18 protein-coding genes are annotated in these 18,654 nt (G+C 69.6%); 6 read left to right on the forward strand and 12 right to left on the reverse strand.

The window, feature by feature from the left end; translation table 11 throughout:
* Window positions 1-2 precede the first annotated feature (2 nt).
* From ACFWMR_RS32910 to nadD, 7 genes are all read right to left on the reverse strand, one after another.
* Window positions 3-2,408 (reverse strand): ComEC/Rec2 family competence protein, encoded by a 2,406-nt coding sequence (locus ACFWMR_RS32910; protein ID WP_378381187.1) that lies wholly within the window; start codon window positions 2,406-2,408, stop codon window positions 3-5.
* Window positions 2,405-3,127, reverse strand: a complete 723-nt coding sequence (locus ACFWMR_RS32915; protein ID WP_378381188.1) for a helix-hairpin-helix domain-containing protein — start codon at window positions 3,125-3,127, stop codon at window positions 2,405-2,407. The genes ACFWMR_RS32910 and ACFWMR_RS32915 overlap by 4 nt, the downstream gene beginning before the upstream one ends.
* Window positions 3,128-3,271: 144 nt before the next feature.
* Window positions 3,272-4,117 (reverse strand): DegV family protein, encoded by an 846-nt coding sequence (locus ACFWMR_RS32920; protein WP_378381189.1) that lies wholly within the window; start codon window positions 4,115-4,117, stop codon window positions 3,272-3,274.
* Window positions 4,118-4,127: 10 nt separating this feature from the next.
* Entirely contained in the window at window positions 4,128-4,856 is a 729-nt protein-coding gene (octT, locus tag ACFWMR_RS32925; protein WP_378276193.1) for a diglucosylglycerate octanoyltransferase, read from the reverse strand.
* Window positions 4,857-4,859: 3 nt separating this feature from the next.
* Window positions 4,860-5,474: a histidine phosphatase family protein gene (locus tag ACFWMR_RS32930; protein ID WP_093937566.1), complete on the reverse strand. Its 615-nt coding sequence runs from the start codon at window positions 5,472-5,474 to the stop codon at window positions 4,860-4,862.
* Window positions 5,471-5,875, reverse strand: coding sequence for a ribosome silencing factor (gene rsfS, locus ACFWMR_RS32935; protein WP_378381190.1), 405 nt, complete (start codon window positions 5,873-5,875; stop codon window positions 5,471-5,473). The genes ACFWMR_RS32930 and rsfS overlap by 4 nt, the downstream gene beginning before the upstream one ends.
* A 54-nt stretch (window positions 5,876-5,929) precedes the next feature.
* Window positions 5,930-6,529, reverse strand: coding sequence for a nicotinate-nucleotide adenylyltransferase (nadD, locus tag ACFWMR_RS32940; RefSeq protein WP_077241496.1), 600 nt, complete (start codon window positions 6,527-6,529; stop codon window positions 5,930-5,932).
* A 161-nt stretch (window positions 6,530-6,690) separates the two neighbouring features.
* Here nadD and ACFWMR_RS32945 point away from each other — a divergent pair, with 161 nt between their 5' ends.
* From ACFWMR_RS32945 to argS, 3 genes are all read left to right on the forward strand, one after another.
* Entirely contained in the window at window positions 6,691-8,796 is a 2,106-nt protein-coding gene (locus tag ACFWMR_RS32945; protein WP_093937564.1) for a RecQ family ATP-dependent DNA helicase, read from the forward strand.
* A gap of 152 nt (window positions 8,797-8,948) precedes the next feature.
* On the forward strand, window positions 8,949-10,235 hold the full coding sequence (locus ACFWMR_RS32950; RefSeq protein WP_093937563.1) for an MFS transporter: 1,287 nt from the start codon (window positions 8,949-8,951) through the stop codon (window positions 10,233-10,235).
* A gap of 72 nt (window positions 10,236-10,307) precedes the next feature.
* Complete coding sequence (argS, locus tag ACFWMR_RS32955) at window positions 10,308-12,032, forward strand: arginine--tRNA ligase (protein ID WP_378381191.1); 1,725 nt, start codon at window positions 10,308-10,310, stop codon at window positions 12,030-12,032.
* On the opposite strand, the gene ACFWMR_RS32960 is transcribed toward argS, so the two are convergent.
* The gene (locus tag ACFWMR_RS32960; protein WP_378381192.1) at window positions 12,027-13,301 is read right to left on the reverse strand and encodes an FAD-dependent oxidoreductase; all 1,275 of its coding nucleotides are present in this window, start codon (window positions 13,299-13,301) and stop codon (window positions 12,027-12,029) included. The two genes, argS and ACFWMR_RS32960, sit on opposite strands and share 6 nt — an antisense overlap.
* An 88-nt stretch (window positions 13,302-13,389) precedes the next feature.
* Between ACFWMR_RS32960 and ACFWMR_RS32965 the strand changes: the two genes are divergently transcribed.
* From ACFWMR_RS32965 to ACFWMR_RS32975, 3 genes are all read left to right on the forward strand, one after another.
* Entirely contained in the window at window positions 13,390-14,025 is a 636-nt protein-coding gene (locus ACFWMR_RS32965; RefSeq protein WP_378381193.1) for a TetR/AcrR family transcriptional regulator, read from the forward strand.
* A gap of 79 nt (window positions 14,026-14,104) precedes the next feature.
* A complete protein-coding gene (locus tag ACFWMR_RS32970; RefSeq protein ID WP_378381194.1) occupies window positions 14,105-14,596 on the forward strand; it encodes a SigE family RNA polymerase sigma factor in 492 nt (163 codons plus the stop codon).
* Between the two features lie 2 nt (window positions 14,597-14,598).
* Window positions 14,599-15,330: a hypothetical protein gene (locus ACFWMR_RS32975; RefSeq protein WP_378381195.1), complete on the forward strand. Its 732-nt coding sequence runs from the start codon at window positions 14,599-14,601 to the stop codon at window positions 15,328-15,330.
* On the opposite strand, the gene proB is transcribed toward ACFWMR_RS32975, so the two are convergent.
* The 4 genes from proB to rplU all read right to left on the reverse strand — a co-directional run bounded on the left by proB (window position 15,327) and on the right by rplU (window position 18,610).
* Complete coding sequence (gene proB, locus ACFWMR_RS32980; RefSeq protein WP_378381196.1) at window positions 15,327-16,436, reverse strand: glutamate 5-kinase; 1,110 nt, start codon at window positions 16,434-16,436, stop codon at window positions 15,327-15,329. The genes ACFWMR_RS32975 and proB overlap by 4 nt on opposite strands.
* Window positions 16,433-17,890 (reverse strand): GTPase ObgE, encoded by a 1,458-nt coding sequence (obgE, locus tag ACFWMR_RS32985; protein ID WP_093937556.1) that lies wholly within the window; start codon window positions 17,888-17,890, stop codon window positions 16,433-16,435. The genes proB and obgE overlap by 4 nt, the downstream gene beginning before the upstream one ends.
* 109 nt (window positions 17,891-17,999) lie before the next feature.
* The gene (gene rpmA / locus ACFWMR_RS32990; RefSeq protein ID WP_003067129.1) at window positions 18,000-18,257 is read right to left on the reverse strand and encodes a 50S ribosomal protein L27; all 258 of its coding nucleotides are present in this window, start codon (window positions 18,255-18,257) and stop codon (window positions 18,000-18,002) included.
* A 38-nt stretch (window positions 18,258-18,295) separates the two neighbouring features.
* Window positions 18,296-18,610 (reverse strand): 50S ribosomal protein L21, encoded by a 315-nt coding sequence (rplU, locus tag ACFWMR_RS32995; RefSeq protein ID WP_005158538.1) that lies wholly within the window; start codon window positions 18,608-18,610, stop codon window positions 18,296-18,298.
* Between the last annotated feature and the right edge of the window lie 44 nt (window positions 18,611-18,654).

Raw genomic sequence — 18,654 nt, forward strand, 5'->3', positions numbered from 1 at the left:
CCTCAAGAACGAGGCGGGCCGCGGGGCTCACCCCGGCGCACCAGGGCGAGGCCGCGCGCGTCGGTGACGACAGCGGTGTCGCCGTCCGTGTCCGTCCTGGCGACGGAGGCACCGACTGCCGTCAAATTGTCCAAAGTGGACTTGTTGGGATGCCCGTAGGTGTTTCCGGCACCGACACTCACCAACGCCACCCGTGGCGCGACGGCGTTGAGGAAATCCGGTGCCGTGTAACGGCTGCCGTGGTGCGGGACCTTCAAGATCTCGGCGCGCAGGTCGGCGCCCTCGGCCATCAGGTCGGCTTGTGCGGCCAGTTCGACGTCGCCGGTCAGCAGCAACCGGCCCGCCGGGGTCCCGGCGCGCAGGACGACGGAACCGTTGTTGATCACCGTGCCGTCCTGTTCTCGCACCGAGCGCCGGGTGACATAGCGAGGCCCCAGTACGTCCAGTGACAGCCCCGGCCAGTCCAGCCGTTGCCCGATCCCCAGTTCCAGCAAGGGAATCCCGCGGCGCGCGGTCTCGTCCGCGACCCGCTGCCAAGCCCATGCCGGGGCCCGGCCCGGACCGACGGCGACCGCGCCGACCGACCGGCCCTCGAAGACGGATTCGAGACCACCGATGTGGTCGGCGTGCAGATGGCTCAGCACGATCAGCGGAACGCGGTCCACGCCCAGCCTGCTCAGGCAGTCGTCGACCGGTCCCGGTTCCGGACCGGTGTCGACCAGGACCGCCCTCCCGGGCTCGCCCGTGGCCAGGACGACGGCATCGCCTTGGCCGACGTCGCAAGCTACGGCACTCCAGGACGCCGGTGGCCATGCTGGGGCCAGCACGCGAACGGGCACGAAGACGAGGAGCCCGCCCGCCAACGCGACCGCCAGCAGGACCCTGGCGTGACGCAGCCGGATGGCGATGAGCAGCACGACGAGCAGCCCGGCCGCCAGAAGCCCGCCCCACCAGCCATCCGGCCAGGCCACCACCGCTCCCGGCGCGCGGGCGCCGTGACGGGCCACGGTGATGAGCCAGCTCGCCTCGGGTTCGGTCAGCCGGACCAGCAGCCTGCCCGCCGACGGCCACCACGGTCCGACGGCGGTGGCGAGCACGCCGAACACGGTGGCCGGGGCGACGACCGGCGCGGCGAGCAGGTTGGTCACCACCGAGACGAGGCTGACCGATCCCGCCATGCCCGCGATGATCGGTGCCGTCATCACGAACGCGGCCAGCGGGATGGCCAGCCCCTCGGCGTAGCCGGCCGGAACACCGCGTCCGACCAGCCACTCGGCCCATTTCGGCGCGAGCAGGACGAGCCCGGCCGTGGCCAGCACCGAAAGGGCGAACCCGAAGTCGGCGGCCATCGCGGGATCGGCCACGACGAGACCCGACACCGCGAAGGCCAGCGCGGGCAGCGCCGAACCCCGGCGTCCCAGGGCCAGCGCCAGCAGCCCGACCGCCCCCATCACCCCGGCACGGAGCACGCTGGGCGCGGGTCCGGCGAGGACCACGAACCCGGCGAGCCCCGCGGCGGCCGCGGCGGCGGACGTCCGCGGCCCGACCCGGAGCACCCTCAGCAGAAGAAGGATCGAGCCGCAGACGATCGCCACGTTCCCACCGCTCACGGCCATCAGGTGGGACATGCCGGAGTGCGTGAACTCGCGTTCGACCCTCGGGGACAGCGTGCTCGTGTCCCCCACGACCAGTCCGGGCACGAGACCGGCCTGCTCCTCCGGGAGGACGGAGCACAGACTCCGGAGCCCGGTGCGCAGCGATTCCGCGGCTCGCTGCCACCAGGGCGCCGGCGAAAGGGCCGACGGCGGGCCTCGCACCGAGAGGACCGCGACCGTCAGTTCGGCCCCCTTCGCCGGTGCGAGCCGCCCGGAGGCGGTGACCTGCTGCCCGGGCAGCAGGTCCGCCCACCCCTCCGCGGGAGCGAGCAGCAGGATCCGGCCGACCGAATCCACCACTCGCTCCGCCGCCACCACGGCGTCCACCGTCGCGGCGATGACCACCAGGCGGGTGCCTGCCTGGCGATCGGCGTATCCGGCACCGCGGACCGGACGTGGCCGCTCGGTGACCACCACCCTCGTGGTGGCGTCGCTCCCCCGTGCGGCGGCGGCACGGAGGTCGTCGTGCTCGGCGGCCCGGATCCGCAGCGCGACCGGACCGGCGGTGAGCGCGCCGAGGACCGCGAGCGCGCCCAGGCCCAGCACCCACCGGGACGCCGTCCGGCGGGCACGGACACCGGCGATGATCGCGAGCACCACGGCGGCCGCACCGCAGAGCATCGTGATCCACCAGCCGCCGAGCAGCCCGAGAAGGGTGCCGAGCCAGGCCGTCGCCGCGGCCGGTATCAGCCGCAGATCTTGACCTCGCCACGACGCGGTGTCCACTTCGGACGGATCGGCGGACGGGTTCATCCGACGGACACCAATTCCCGGAGCTTGCCGTACTTACTTTCGCCGATCCCTTCTACGTCACGGAGTTGCTCGACCGTGGTGAACCCGCCGTGCCCGGACCGCCAGTCGACGATGCGTTTCGCCATCACGGCGCCGACCCCGGGCAGGGTGTCGAGTTGTTCGGCCGTGGCCGTGTTCAGGTCGAGCTTCCCCACCGGTGCCTCCGGTCCGGCCGCGGCCGGACCGGGGACACCGACGGCCACCTGCTCGCCGTCGGCGAGCCGCCTGGCCAGGTTCAACCCGGTCAGATCCGTTCCGGGCTGTGCCCCACCGGCCGCCGTGAGGGCATCGGCGACCCGTGCGCCCGGAGGGATCGTGACCAGGCCGGGTTTCAGCACCCTGCCGACGACGCTGATCACCAGAGGCGCCTTGGCCGCCGCGGCGGGGGCGTCTCCGGCGGCCTTCGCCGACGGCAGGGGCGGCGGAGTCTCCGCCCCTGGCCGGTGTCCGAACAAAGCGATCGCGCCGGTCACGATCACGGCCACCGCGATCAGCGCGGCCACCACGGCGAACCACCGCCGGTTCACCGGGATCCCGTCCGCCGTGAACCGGGCGGGCACCCAGCGGCGTACGAGCCTGCCCGCGGGCGGGCTCTGGGCGGGCGGCGACAGCTGCGCGGTCAGCCACGCCAGCCTGGCGTTGACGGAGGGACCCGGTGAACGGGCGGTTTGGTCGAACACGTGAACGACGCTACGGAGCGGGGGTGGCGGGCGGGAGTGGTGAATTCCGAACCTGTGGACAAGTGGGGTGTTGTGGACAACCCGGCCCCCGCCGAGATCGGATCGCCGGTTTCCGTCGGGGTCGTGTGGGACGCTGACCGGTTTCTAACCCGCCCGCTGGATCACGACGCCGAGTACCCCGGGACCGGTGTGGGCCCCGATGACGGCGCCGATCTCCGAGACCACGCACCCCTCCGGGCAGCTGATGGACTCTTCCAGCCGGTTGGCCAGTTCGACGGCGCGCTCCGGCGAGGCCAGGTGATGGACTGCGATGTCGGCGCGGCCGCCTTCGGCCGCCTTCACCGCGAGTTCCACCAGCCTCGACACCGCGCGATTCATCGTCCGCACCTTCTCCAGCGGCTGGATCCGGCCTTCGGACATGTGCAGTACCGGTTTCACCGCGAGCGCCGTGCCGAGCAAGGCGGCAGCCGGGCCGATCCGCCCGCCGCGGCGCAGGTATTCGAGGGTCTCGACGGCGAACAGGGTCTCCGAACGGCTCACCGCGTCGACCGCCGCGGCCTCCACTTCGGCCGGATCGGCCCCGTCCGCGGCGGCACTCGCCGCTCGCAGGGCGGCGAAGCCCAGTCCCATGGCGGTGCTTCTCGAATCGACCACGCGCACCTTGTCCGGCCCGACCTCCTGGGCCGCGAGTACCGCCGCCTCCCAGGTCCCGGACAGCTCACGGGACAAATGGACCGACACGACGGCGTCCGCGCCCTCGGCCAGCGCCGCCCGGAACTCCTTGACGAATTCCGCGGGCGTCGGCCGGGAGGTCGTCACCAGGCTGCGTTTGCCGAGCGCTTCGGCCAGGGCCGCGGGGCCCATTTCGACGCCGTCGAGGAAGACGACGCCGTCCACGAGGACGTGCAACGGGACCACCCGGATCCCGTTCCGTTCGGCGAAGCCTTCCGGCAGGTGGGCGGTGGAATCCGTGACTACGGCGACCGACACGGCAGCCAGCCTACGTTGCCGCGGGGCGCAGCACCGGGGCCATCAGTCGGGCCATTTCCACGCCGACCGAGGCATGGCCTTCCCAACCCCAGTGCATCCCGTCCGGATTGCCCCGGCCGCTCAGCACGTGATCGCCGACGACGGCTCCGAGATCCAGCAACGGGACATCGGCGCGCCGTCCCCAGGCGGCGATCGCGGCGGCGGCACCGGCCCGGGCGGTGTGCACCCGGCCGTAGGCGTCGGAGCGGTGGACGGACGGCAGGATGCCGAAGATCGGCAGTTCCGGCCGCAGCACGCGCAGGGCCCCGACAGCGGTGTCGAGGTAGTGGACGGTCAGTTTCGACGGCAGGACCACCGGACGGCCCCGAAGGGCGATCGCGAGCCGTGGCTGGGCGGCGAGATACGTCTTGCGCACCACCCGTCGCAACGGATCCGGTCGCAGGTAGCGAAGGCCGGTGCGCAAGTAGGTGGGCAACGGCGAAGGCAGCGTGTCCATGCTCCCGACGGCCAGGACGACGGCGTCGACGTGGTGGAGATCGGCCCAGACGCGCGGGTCACCGATCAAGGACCACCAGGCGTCGCGGGCGGTCCAGCCGAACCCGGCGACGAGGTCCATCCCGCCACCGCCGAGCGCTTCGGCCGCGATGTTGGGCCACAGGCGCGCGTCGTCGGCGGCGAGCGGACCGTCCGGGCCGTGGAAACTGAGGGAATCGCCGAACACCAGCAGGCGCGGGGCCATGGATCAGCCGGTGATTCCCGCGTTGTAGGCGGCCAGACGCCAATTCCCGTCACGCCGCGTCAGCTCGACCCAATGGCAGTTCGCGATCCCGCCCAGCGTCGGCCAGGACGTGACCGGAAGGCCGAGCAGTTTCGCCGTCAGCGCGATGATCAGGCCGCCGTGCGTCGCCAGCAGCACGGCGTCGCCGGCGTCGGAATTGGGCTGGTCCAGGTCCTCGACGACCTCCAGGGCGCGTTCGGCGACGTCCACCCGGGACTCACCGCCGGGCGGCGCCCAGGTCGCGTCGACGCGCCAGCGCGCGCGTTCACCGGGGTAAGCCTCGTCGACCTGCTGACCGGTGAAGCCCTGCCATTCACCCAGATGGGTTTCCCGGAGACGCTTGTCGATCCGCAGCGGGACACCGATGGCCTCCGTGAGCACGGTGGCCGTGTCGGTCGCGCGGCGCAGATCCGAGGCGATCACCAGATCCGGGGAGAACCGGGCGAGCGCGGGTACGGCGAACCTGGCCTGGTTCCAGCCGACCGGCGTCAACGCGGAGTCCAGATGCCCCTGCATCCGGCCGGCCGCGTTGTAGTCGGTCTCGCCGTGGCGCCAGAGCACCAGCCGCCGCGGACTCACGAGGCGCCTTGCGCGTCGGCGGAGTCCTCCTCGGCGGGTGTCTCCAAACCTTCGACCTCGATCCGCGGGCAGTCCTTCCAGAGCCGCTCGAGACCGTAGAAGGAGCGCTCCTCCTGGTGCTGGACGTGGATGACGACGTCGACGTAGTCCAGCAGGACCCAGCGGCCCTCGCGGGCGCCTTCACGGCGGACGGGCTTGTGCCCGCCGAGCCGCAGCTGCTCCTCGACGTTGTCGACGATGGCGCCGACCTGGCGCTCGTTCGGCGCGGACGCGATGACGAAGGCGTCGGTGATGACAAGCTGGTCGGACACGTCCAGCACGACCACGTCGCTCGCCTTCTTGTCCGCCGCCGCATGGGCGGCCGCTACGGCCAGCTCTCGTGCCTCGGACGTGGCTGTCACAGTTCTCCTCAAAAAATGGCTTAACTCGCGGGTGCGCCCGACGAGGGTACCCGGTCAGGCACCCCGGTCTTTGCGATAGAGGTCCTTTTTGGCGATGTAGCGCACCACACCGTCGGGGACGAGGTACCAGACGGGTTCCCCGCCTTCGACCCGCTCACGGCAGGCGGTGGACGAGATCGCCATGGCGGTCACCTCGACCAGGCTCACCTTCCCACTGGGCAGATGCTGGGAATTGAGGCGGTAGCCCGGCCTGGTGACGCCGATGAAATGCGCCAGGTCGAACAGCTCGTCGGCGTTGCGCCAGGTGAGGATCTGTTCGAGCGCGTCCGCGCCGGTGATGAAGAACAGCTGGTCGTCCGGGTACTCGGCGCGCAGGTCGCGCAGGGTGTCGACGGTGTAGGTCTGCCCGACGCGGTCGATGTCGACGCGACTGACCGAGAACACGGGGTTGGACGCCGTCGCGATCACCGTCATCAGGTAACGGTCCTCGGCGCGGGTGACCACCCTGTCGGACTTCTGCCACGGCTGGCCGGTGGGCACGAAGATGACCTCGTCGAGCGCGAACCGGGACTGGACCTCACTGGCCGCGACGAGGTGCCCGTGGTGAATGGGGTCGAACGTGCCGCCCATGACCCCGATCCTGCGTGGTGACATGGGTCGTGAGCCTATACAGCGCAGGCGGCTTCACGCTCGGGTCGCCGGACCCACCGACAGGTGGTGATCTGGATCACATTACGCTCCGTTCCATGAATGAACGGTCCGTTCACGACATGCCGATCGCGACTTCGTCGGTGGCATGGGGTAGAGGTGGGGACGTGGACACTTCGACTCTCCGGGACCGCGCCGAGACTCTCCTCCAATCGCTGGCGGGAGAAGGCGCCCGGCTGCGCGACGACCAGTGGACGGCCATCGAGGCGCTGGTCGCGCACCGTCGTCGCGCGCTCGTCGTGCAGCGCACCGGCTGGGGAAAGTCCGCGGTGTACTTCCTGGCCACCGCGCTGCTGCGGGAACGCGGCGAAGGCCCGACAGTGATCATCTCGCCGCTGCTGGCGCTGATGCGCAACCAGATCTCCGCGGCGGCGAGGGCGGGGATCCACGCGGCGACGATGAACTCCGCGAACCCGCAGGAGTGGGATCAGGTCCAGGCCGCGATCGCGGCGGGCGAGGTCGACGTCCTCCTGGTCAGCCCGGAGCGGCTGAACAACCCGGACTTCCGCGACACCGTCCTGCCGAAACTGACCGCGAGCGCCGGCCTGCTCGTGGTCGACGAGGCGCACTGCATCTCGGACTGGGGTCACGACTTCCGGCCGGACTACCGGCGGCTGCGGACCCTGCTGAAGGATCTGCCCGAGGGCGTTCCCGTGCTCGCCACCACGGCGACCGCGAACGACCGGGTGGCCACGGACGTCGCCGAACAACTCGGCATCGGCAACGGCGGCGACACCCTCGTCCTGCGCGGCACACTGGACCGCGAAAGCCTCTACCTGTCGGTGGCGAAACTGCCGACGTCGCAGGCCAGGCTCGCGTGGCTGGCCGAGCATCTGGAGGAACTCCCGGGATCCGGGATCATCTACACGCTCACCGTCGCGGCCGCGCACGACGTGGCGGGCCTGCTGACCGAGCGCGGCTATCCGGTCGCCGCCTACACCGGGAAGACCGATCCGGCCGACCGGCAGGCGGCCGAAGACGATCTGCTGAACAACAACGTCAAGGCGCTGGTGGCCACTTCGGCGCTGGGTATGGGATTCGACAAGCCCGACCTGGGCTTCGTCGTCCACCTCGGCGCCCCGTCCTCTCCGATCGCGTACTACCAGCAGGTCGGCCGTGCCGGACGTGGTGTCGATCGCGCCGAGGTGATCTTGCTTCCCGGCCACGAGGACAAGGACATCTGGGCGTACTTCGGCTCGCTGGCGTTCCCGGACGAACTGCGGGTGACCCAGGTGCTCAACGCGCTGGCGTACGCGGACCGTCCACTGTCGACACCCGCGCTGGAGCCGTTCGTCGAGCTGTCCCGGTCTCGGCTGGAGATGGTCCTCAAGGTGCTGGACGTCGACGGCGCCGTCCGCCGCGTGAAGGGCGGTTGGGAAGGCACCGGCGAGGAGTGGCAGTACGACAGGGAACGCTATGCGCGAGTGAGCGCGGCGCGGACCAACGAGCAGAACGCCATGCTCGCCTACCTCGAAACCACCGGCTGCCGGATGGAGTACCTGCGAAAGCAGCTGGACGATCCCGAGGCGACCCCCTGCGGACGGTGCGACAACTGCACCGGAAAGCACTGGGACACCACGATTTCCGATGACGTCGTCGATGCCACCCGGCAGCGGCTGCGCCGCCCGGGGGTGGAGGTCGCGCCGCGGAAGATGTGGCCGACCGGAATGGCCGGGCTGGAAGTCCCGCTGTCCGGACGGCTGCCGGCGGGCGAGCAGGCCGAAACCGGCCAGGTCGTCGGCAGGGTGACCGATGTCGGCTGGGGTACGCGGCTGCGTGAACTCGTCGGCCCGTCCGCGGCGGACACCGACCTCCCCGATCCGGTCTTCCAAGCGTGCATCGAGGTCCTCAAGGGCTGGCAGTGGACCGAGCGTCCGGTCGCGGTGGTGGAGGTGCCCTCCGCCACCCGGCCTCAGCTGGTCCACGGTCTGGCGACGAAACTGGCCTCGATCGGACGGCTGGAGTATCTGGGTGCCATCGCCTCGGCGGGGCCGCCGCCGCGTCAGGCGAACAGCGCGCAACGGCTGGCCGATCTGTGGAAACGCCTCAGCCTTCCCGAAGACCTCGCCGCCAGGGTCGCCGCTGTCGAAGGCCCGATCCTGCTGGTCGACGACCTGATCGACACCGGGTGGACGATGACACTGTCCGCGCGCCTGCTGCGCCAGGCCGGTGCCCGCGCCGTGCTGCCGTTCGCTCTCGCCAGCACTTCATGAGCCAGGAGCCGTGAACCGGGGTGCGCGAGACCAGCGTGTAGGCGGTCGAACACCCTCCGGTCACCACGGACTGATCTCGGCATCCGGCAGGTTCTTTCCCGCATCGGGACTTTCTGGCAAGGTTCCGCCCACGCGCGAGTACGGAGGTGCCGATGGCGGACTCAACGACGGAGCGGCTCGGACATCGGCTCCCGGTGAAGAAACTGTTCGCGGCCAGTGTCGGGAACGCGCTGGAGTGGTTCGACTGGACCATCTACGCCACCTTCAGCATCTACTTCGCCAGCGAGTTCTTCCCGAAGGGCAACGAAGCCCTGGCGTTGATCAACACCTTCGCCACGTACGCCCTGGCGTTCTTCTTCCGGCCGCTCGGCGGGATGTTGCTCGGCCGCTTCGCCGACATCAGGGGCCGGAAGCCCGCGATGATCCTGACCATCGTGCTGATGGCGGGCGGTTCGGTGGCCATCGGCCTCCTGCCGACGTTCGACCAGGTCGGCTGGCTGGCCCCGATCCTGTTGCTGCTGGCGAGGGTGGCACAAGGGCTGTCGCTCGGCGGCGAGGTCTCCAACGCGTCGGCGTATCTGGGTGAGATCGCGCCGCCCACCCGGCGCGGGCGGTACTCCGCCTTCTTCTACATCTCGACCGGTTCCGCCGTCCTGCTCGCCTCGATCCTCGGATTCGTGCTCGCGCGGACGATGTCCAAAGCGGACCTGACCGCCTACGGCTGGCGGATCCCGTTCCTGCTCGGCGGGGTTCTCGGCATCATCGGCCTGTGGCTCCGGCGCAGCCTCGCCGAGACCGAGATCTTCGAGGAGAAGAAGTCGACCGCGAAACGGGTGGAGCGGCCGCTGCGCACCACTCTTCGCGAGCACCCGCGCGCCGTCGTCCAGCTCGTGGGCTTCTCGATGCTGTCGACCCTTTGCTACTACACGTTCTTCAGCGCCCTGACCTCGTTCGCGGTCAAGACCCGCAAGGCCGACGACGTCGACGTGTTCCTCGCGCTGTCGATCGCGACGGCGTTGTTCGTCGCGCTGCAATACCCGATGGGTGCCCTTTCGGACCGCTTCGGCCGCAAGCCGCAGCTGCTCGTCTGGTCGGCGGCGACCGCGATCCTCATCGTCCCGCTGTCCACTTTGGTCCGGCCTGGACTCCCGGGGTTGCTGGTCGTGTTCTGCGTCGGCCTCTGCCTGTACACGGCGATGACGTCGATCGCGCCCGCGATCATGAGCGAGCTGTTCCCCACCGAACTGCGCGGCCTGGGCATCGGCGCCTGGTACAACCTGACCGTCGCGCTGTTCGGCGGCACCGCTCCCCTGGTGCTCACGGCGCTGTCCGACGCCGGGCTGTCCACGCTGTTCTTCTGGTACGTGGCCGCCGGAGCGGCGATCGCGTTCTTCGTCATCCGGACCCTGCCGGAGACGAAGGGCAGCGACCTGCGCTGAAAACTCCGTCGCCGACGGCACGGCGAGGTGGCTACCCTCGCGCTCCTACGACGAGCGCGAAGGAGGGACACCGTGTTGTTCGGCGATGTGAGCGAGGAATTGGCGCGACGCGTGATGGAAGCCCTTCGTCACGTCACCGACATCGAGCCGCCGACCGCCTTGGTGCGGGTCTCCTCCCAGAGCGGAGTCGACTATCAGTGCGATCTCGCGATGAACCTGGGCAAACGCCTCGGCGAGCCGCCGAGGGAGATCGCCGCCGCCATCGCGTCGCACCTCGACGTCGCCGATCTCGCCGAACCACCGGTGGTCGCCGGGCCGGGCTTCCTCAACTTCACGCTGAGCTCGTCCTGGCTGGAAGACCGGACGAGCGCGCTCGGCGATGACCCTCGGCTGGGCGCCGCGGTGACACCGCGGCCGCGGCGGATCGCCATCGACTACAGCAGCCCGAACGTGGCGAAGGAAATGCATGCCGGGCACCTCCGGTCCACCGTCATCGGTGACGCGATCACGCGGCTGCTGCGGTTCGCCGGGCACGACGTCGTCCCGCACAACCATCTCGGTGATTGGGGTACGCCGTTCGGCATGCTGATCGAGCATCTGCTCGACGAGCGCCCGTCGGGCCCGTACACGATCGGAGATCTCAACGGCTTCTACCGCGCCGCCCGGTCGAAGTTCGACGCCGATGAAGACTTCGCGACCCGGTCACGGGAGCGTGTGGTGCTCTTGCAAAGCGGTGACGAAGAGACCTTGTCGTCGTGGCGGCATCTGGTCGACGAATCGACACGGCATTTCGCGCAGGTGTACGAACTCCTCGGGATCGGCCTGTCGAGCGAGGACGTCTACGGCGAAAGTTTCTACAACCCGTTTCTCGCCACGGTCGTGGACGAGCTGGCCGCGTCCGGGCTGACCGAGATCAGCGACGGCGCGGTCTGCGTCTTTCCTGACGGTTTCCGCAACCGGGAAGGCGAGCCGCTGCCGCTCATCGTCCGCAAGCGGGACGGCGGCTACGGCTACGCGGCCACCGATCTCGCGACCCTGCGCTACTGGACGGGGCAGCGCGGGGTCACCGATCTGCTCTACGTCGTCGGAGCGCCGCAAGCGCAGCATTTCGCGATGGTGTTCGCCGTCTGCCGGGCCGCCGGCTGGCTCCGCGAGGAGCATCGGGCCGAGCACATCGGGTTCGGCACCGTGCTCGGCGAAGACGGCCGCGCCATGAAGACCCGGGCCGGCGAGTCGGTCCGGCTTTCCGATCTGCTCACCGAGGCGATCGCCCACGCCGCCGGCGTGATCGACGGCCGGGACGACCTCTCCCCCGAGATCAGGGAAGAGGTCGCCAGGGCGATCGGGATCGGCGCGATCAAATACGCCGACCTTTCCGGCGATCGCGAACGCGACTACGTCTTCTCCTGGGAGCGGATGCTCTCCAAGAACGGGAACACGTCGGTCTACCTGCAGTACGCCAACGCGCGGATCCGTTCCGTGCTGGCGAAGGCGGATCAGGACCTCGCCGGTGCGCGGGTGCTGCTCGGCCATCCCGCCGAACGGGCACTGGCGCTCGCGTTGGTCCGCTTCCCCGAGGCGGTCGGCGCGGCGACCGCCGGACATCTCCCCCACAAGCTGTGCACGTACCTCTACGAAACCGCGGTCGTGTTCTCGCGGTTCTACGAACAATGCCCGGTACTGGACGCGAAGGGGCCCGGCATCCGTGACTCACGCCTGTTGCTGGCCGAACTCACGTCGAAGACGCTGACGCTGGGGCTTTCCCTCCTCGGTATCTCCACTCCGGCTCGGCTATGAGTCGCCGTGATCGCTGAAGACCTTGCGCTTCAAGGGAGGAACGGCTTGGAAGGCGCGGAACATCCCGCGCGCCATCGTCCGGCCCACTCGGTTCTCGGACACGAACTGGCGGGCGCTGCGTTCCGAATCACGCACCGCCGCGAAGCCGTAGTCCCGCATCCGGTGCTCGTAATCGGCGACCGCGGCGCGCACCGCGCCGGTCTTCCGTGCCTCGACGAGGTTGCGGCACAGCAGTCGCGCGTCCCGGAGCGCGGTGTTCGCGCCGATGCCGCGGAACGGGGTCATGCTGTGGATCGCGTCGCCGAGCAAGGTGATGTTGCTCGGCGGCCAGGGCTCGACGGGTTTCGACGTGAAGATCGGCAGCCGGGACACCGATCCCGCGGGCGAGCAGGCGACCAGCTCCTTGAACGCGGGATCCCAGCCGTCGATCAGGTCCAGTACCAGCGCCCGCAGGGCATCACCGTCCAATGAGGACACGTCGTCCGGGTAGCGCCGGTTGTCCGCCGCGAACGCCCACATGATGTAGCTCGACGTGTTGTCGAACAGGACAGGGTCGTGGTCGGCGGTCTCGTCGTTGACCGAGGAAGCACCGTTCAGCTCGTGCGGCGCGGTGAACAGGCCCGCGCCGGCCCGTGGCATCACCAGGCTCGGGCCGTCGGTGAGCCTGGCGGGCAAGAGCTCGCGGGTCTCTTCGGTCAGCGGATGCTTGCCCGCGATCGCGATGATCCCGGTGTCGACCCTGTCGGCGTCGGGAAGGAACTGTTTGCGCACGCGGGAATTGGCGCCGTCGGCACCGATGACCAGATCGGCCTCGACGCTGCTGCCGTCGGCGAACTCGCAGACGACCACCTCCCCCTCACGGCGGTAGCCGACGAACTCCTTGTCATGGCGCAGAACTCCGTCGAGCCCGTCCGAAAGCACCTGATGCAGGCTGATCCGGCTGACCGAGTGGTGGTTCGACGCGGGATCGGGGCCCGACGTGAGCTCGCTGTCGATCACCATCAGGTCCCGCAACCGCTCGGTCACGAACGTGAACGGACCGCTCGTGGTGCCGGTGGTGGCCAGGAACCGTTGCCAGAGCCCGGGCGGCAGGCACTCGTGCAGCGCGGCCGCACCGTACGGGTTGATGTGCACGCGATAGCCCTGCAGACGTTCGGTCCGGGTGCGGCTGCGCTCGTGGACGGACACGTCGATCCCCGCCTTGCGCAGACCTTGCGCCAAGCAGAGCCCGCCCGTTCCGCCGCCGATGATCGCGATTCTCGTGGTCATGAGGTCTCCTCTCTCCGCCGCCACTATCAACCAGATGGATAATAAAGTCAACCAAACGTTTGAAAGAGTCAGCGACTAAGGTGATCTCATGTCCGAAGCCGCCCCGCGCAGCCCTCGCCGCGCTCCCGTCGAACGCCAACGCGATCCCGAGCGCACCAAGGCGCAGCTCCTGGAGGCAGCGAAGGCCGAGTTCGGCGCGAAGGGTTACGCGGCGGCACGCGTCAGCGAGATCGCTTCCAAGGCGGGCGTGAACAAGCAGCTGATCTCGTACTACTTCGGCGGCAAGGAAGGGCTGTACAACGCGCTGACCGCGACGATGTACGACGACTACGTCGCCGCTACCGACCACGACAAGCCGTTCGCGGAAGTGGTCAAGTACTTCGTCCGGTCGGGGATCCGGGACCACGATCTCGCCAAGCTGTTCCTCTGGGAGAACCTGACCGACGGCGCCCCCGACGCGATCGGCGTCGAAGGCCAGCGCGGTTTCCTCCAGCGGCAGGTGGACTACATCCGCGCCCGTCAGGCCGCGGGCGACTTCCCCGCCGACCTCGATCCGGCGTTCCTGCTGGTGATCTTCATGGCCGCGTCCAGCGCCGCGCTCGCGCTCCCCCGCGTCGTCCGGGCCGTCTCGGGCCAGGAGCCGAACTCGGCCGAGTTCGCGGAGGCCTACGGCGACCAGCTGGCACGCCTCGTCGGTCACCTCGCCGAACCCGGGAAGCGATAGCAAAGGTCCCCCGCTGTCGCTTGAACCTTTCGGGCCCCCTCCGGCCTAGAGAGGGCGAGACGAAGAGGGGGAGTGGCCGGTGAGACAAGCGAGAGAGACCGACTTCAACGAGTATTTCGCGGCCCGCGTCCAGCGGTTCCGGCGACTGGCGTTCGGCATGTGCGGCGACTGGCACGGCGCCGAGGACCTGGTGCAGGCCACGTTCATCCAGCTGTACCGGCATTGGCGGCGGATCAGACCGGACACCGTCGACGCCTACGCGCGCCGGATCCTGCTCAACCTCTTCCTGTCCAGGAGACGGAAACACCGCCGGGAGCTGGTGACCTCGGCCCCGCCCGACCGGGCCGCCCCGCCAGGTTACGACAGCGATGCCCGGATCGACCTCGAACGCGTGCTCAGTGGCCTGACACCGCGCCAGCGCGCGATGGTCGTCCTCCGCTTCCTTGAAGACCTCTCGGTCGCCGAAGTGGCCTCGTTGCTCGGAGTCGCCGAAGGGACCGTCAAAAGCCAGACCGCCCGCGGGGTCGAGGCGTTGCGCGCCGTCCTGCCCTCCCCGACGAGCAAGGAGTAGTCATGGAAGACCAGGATGTCCGCTCCGCACTGAAGGAGTACGTGACCGAAGCCGAGCCGCCGATCGGCCTCACCGGGGACGGCGTGCTCGCCGCGGGCCGCCGTTCGCGGCGTCGCCGAGTGACGACGGTGATCGCGGCGGTCGCGCTGGCCTCGGCGGGATTCCCGGTGGGGGCCGCGCTCATCGCGTCACCGGACCGGAGCGAGCCTGTCGCGACCTCTCCCTGCGGCGAGAAGACACCAGGAGAGACCTCTCAGGCGGTGACGGCCCGCTTGAACTGCTTGCTCGACAGGGCGATCCGCACCTACGCCACCCCGGCGGACCCCCTCAAACTGGAGGCCTATCCGCAGCCCGGCAAGACGCTCTACCTCATGTCGGGCGAACTGGGCGACCGGACGGGTTCGGTCTTCGTGGAACTGATGACCAACGACGGCACGATGCTTTCGACGGGGGTCGCCTGCGAGAGCCAGGACCCGACTCCGACCACGTGCTCGGCGCGTCTGATCCGCGGCGGAACCCTTGTGGAGACGACGATCAAGAAGCCCGGCAACCCGGGTTTCGTCGCCTACCAGGCCGGTTATCGGACCGCCGAGGCCATCGTCATCATCACGGCCACCAACAGCACCAAGCCGGGAACGGACGAGAAGCCGGACCCGCCGGCACAGCGCGAACTGCCTCTCCTGACCGAGGCTCAGCTCCGCGAAATCGCCCTGACCCCGGGGCTGGTGCCCTAACGGCGAAGCGGGACGAGGTCGTCCGCGTGGACGACCTCGCGACGCTGTTCCGCGGGGAGGTCGTGGCTGGAGCGGCCGATGAGGTCGGGCAGTTCGCCCGAGTCGAAGGCCACGACCCCTCTCGCCACGGTCCGCTGCCGGAGGTCGACCAGGTCGACGACGTCGCCCGCCTGGAAGTCACCGTCGACGCCGGTGATCCCGGCGGCGAGCAGGGAACGGCGGCGACGGACCACGGCCGCGACCGCGCCGTCGTCGAGGTGCAGTTTCCCGGACGCGCCTGCCGCGTAGCCCAGCCAGAACCGGCGGGCCGACAGACGGGAGTCCGCCGGGGCGAACGCGGTGCCGACTTCGGCGGTGGTGAGCGCGCGTGCGGCTTCGGAAGCCGCGGCGAGGAGGACCGGGATCCCGGCGCCCGCGGCGGTGCGGGCCGCGGCGAGCTTCGAGACCATGCCGCCGGTGCCGAGCCCGGAGCTCGACATGCCGACGGTGATGCCGTCCACATCGGACTCCCCGGCGACCTCGGCGATCTTGCGAGTCGCGCCGTCACGGGGATCCCCGTCGTACAGACCATCCACATCGGACAGCAAGACGAGCGCGTCGGCGCCGATCAGGTGGGCCACCAAGGCGGCCAGCCGGTCGTTGTCGCCGAAGCGGATCTCTTCGGTGGCCACGGTGTCGTTCTCGTTGACCACGGGAACCGCGCCGAGGGCCAGCAGCCGGGTGAACGTGTTCTGCGCGTTGCGGTAGTGCGCGCGGCGCACGACATCGTCCGACGTCAGCAGAACCTGGCCCACGGTCAGGGAAAACCGGCCGAACGACTCGGCGTACGCGTGCGCCAGCGCCAGCTGTCCGACGCTGGCCGCGGCCTGCTGGGTGGCGAGGTCACGCGGCCGCTTGCCGAGCGAGAGCGGCGCGAGTCCCGCGCCGATCGCGCCCGAGGACACCAGCACGATCTGCGTGCCGCGGGAGACCCGATCGGCGATCGCGTCCACCAGCGCGTCCAGCCTGGCCACGTCGAGACCGTCGCCGGCGGTGGTCAGTGCGGAGGAACCGACCTTGACGACCACGCGCTTCGCGCCGGCGATCGCCATCCGGGTCGAGCTCACTCGTCCTCCGTCTCGTCTTCGACACCGTCCGGGCCGTCACGGCGGATCCGGCGGGCTTCCTTGCGCTCGGCGGCACCGATCCGGCTGTTGTTCTCCAGCCGCACGTCCGTGCCTCGGCCCGACATGTGCACCGCGACCCCGGCCGGGGTCGACGGCTCCCATTCGAACTGGACGTCGCCGATGGTGACCGGGCTCCCCGGTACGGCTCCCTTGCGGGCCAGCGCTTCTTCGACGCCGAGCCGCTGCAGCCGGTCCGCGAGGTAGCCGACGGCCTCGTCGTTGCCGAAGCTCGTCTGGCGGATCCACCGCTCGGGACGGACACCTCGGACGATGAAGGCGCCTTCCTCCTCCGGGTCGATCTCGACGGTGAAGCCCGCGTCGTTGACGGCCATCGGCCGCAGCACGACCTTCTCCGGCTCCGGTTCCGGCTGCTCGGCGCGGTACTTCTCGACCACGGCGGCGAGCGCGTAGGTCAGTTCCTTCAGCCCCTTGCGGGACGCCGTGGAGATCTCGAACACACTGAGCCCGCGGGCCTCCAGTTCCGGGCGGACGAACTCGGCGAGTTCCGCGGCGTCCGGGACGTCGATCTTGTTGAGCACCACCACTCGCGGCCGGTCGGCGAGGTCGCCGCCGAGGCTCGGGGTGTAGCGGGCCAGTTCCTCTTCGAGAGCGTCCATATCGGACAGTGGGTCGCGCCCGGGCTCGAAGGTGGCGCAGTCGATGACGTGCACCAGCACCGCGCACCGTTCGATGTGGCGCAGGAAGTCGAGGCCGAGACCCTTGCCCTCGCTGGCGCCGGGGATCAGGCCCGGCACGTCGGCCATGGTGAAGACGGTCGACCCGGCGGTGATCACACCGAGGTTCGGCACCAGGGTGGTGAACGGGTAGTCGGCGATCTTCGGCTTGGCCGCGGACAGCACCGAGATCAGCGAAGACTTGCCCGCGGACGGGAAGCCGAGGAGGCCGACGTCGGCGACCGAACGCAGCTCCAGGACGAGGTTCCGGCTCTCCCCCGGCTCACCCAGCAGGGCGAATCCGGGCGCCTTGCGCGTGTTGGAGGCCAGCGACGCGTTGCCGAGGCCACCGCGGCCGCCCTGCGCGGCGATGAAGGTGGCGCCGGTGCCGACCAGGTCGGCCAGGATCTCGCCGTCCTCCGTCATCACCACGGTGCCGGACGGGACACGCATCTCCAGCGTGTCGCCCGCCGCTCCGGCGCGGTTGCCGCCCTGGCCCATCTTGCCGTTGCCGGCACGGGCGTGGGGGCGGAAGTGGAAGTCGAGCAGCGTGTGCACGTTGGGGTCGACGATCAGCAGGACGTCGCCGCCGTTGCCGCCGTTGCCGCCGTCCGGGCCGCCGAGCGGCTTGAACTTCTCTCGGTGCACCGAGGCGCAGCCGTTCCCACCGTCACCGGCGGTCAGGTGGATCACCGCGCGGTCCACGAAACGGGACGCCATGACTTGCCTCTATTCACTCGCGAGAAGGGATACAAACAAAACAAACGAGGGGTGGGCCCGGATATTCCGGCCCCACCCCTCGTCAGAGGTTCTAACTCGAAGCCGAAATTCAGGCTTCGGACGGCACGATGTTGACCGTCTTGCGGCCACGCTTCTCGCCGAACTGGACCGCACCGGCGGCCAGCGCGAACAGCGTGTCGTCGCCGCCACGGCCGACGTTCACGCCGGGGTGGAACTTGGTGCCACGCTGGCGGATCAGGATCTCGCCCGCGTTGACTTCCTGGCCGCCGTAACGCTTGACGCCCAGTCGCTGCGCGTTCGAATCGCGACCGTTGCGGGAGCTGGACGCACCCTTCTTGTGAGCCATGGCTCAATCCTCTTTCTGACGAAGATCCGGAGAAAGTCCTACTTGGAGATGCCGGTGACCTCGACGCGGGTCAGCTTCTGCCGGTGACCCTGGCGCTTGTGGTAGCCGGTCTTGTTCTTGAACTTGTGGATCCGGATCTTCGGACCCTTGGTCTGCTCGACGACCTTGCCGGTGACCGAGACCTTCGCCAGCGCGTCGGCGTCCGTGGTGACGTCGCCACCATCCACAAAAAGGACCGCGGGGAAGGTGTGCTCGGTACCCGGCTCGCCTTCGAGCTTCTCGACCTCGACGACGTCGCCGACGGCCACCTTGTACTGCTTGCCGCCAGTCTTGACGATCGCGTACGCCGACACGGAAGTCTCCTGCTTACTCGACAACGGGTGGGGGCTTGCGTGAC

Source organism: Amycolatopsis thailandensis, assembly GCF_042723255.1.
Taxonomy (GTDB): Bacteria; Actinomycetota; Actinomycetes; order Mycobacteriales; family Pseudonocardiaceae; genus Amycolatopsis; species Amycolatopsis thailandensis.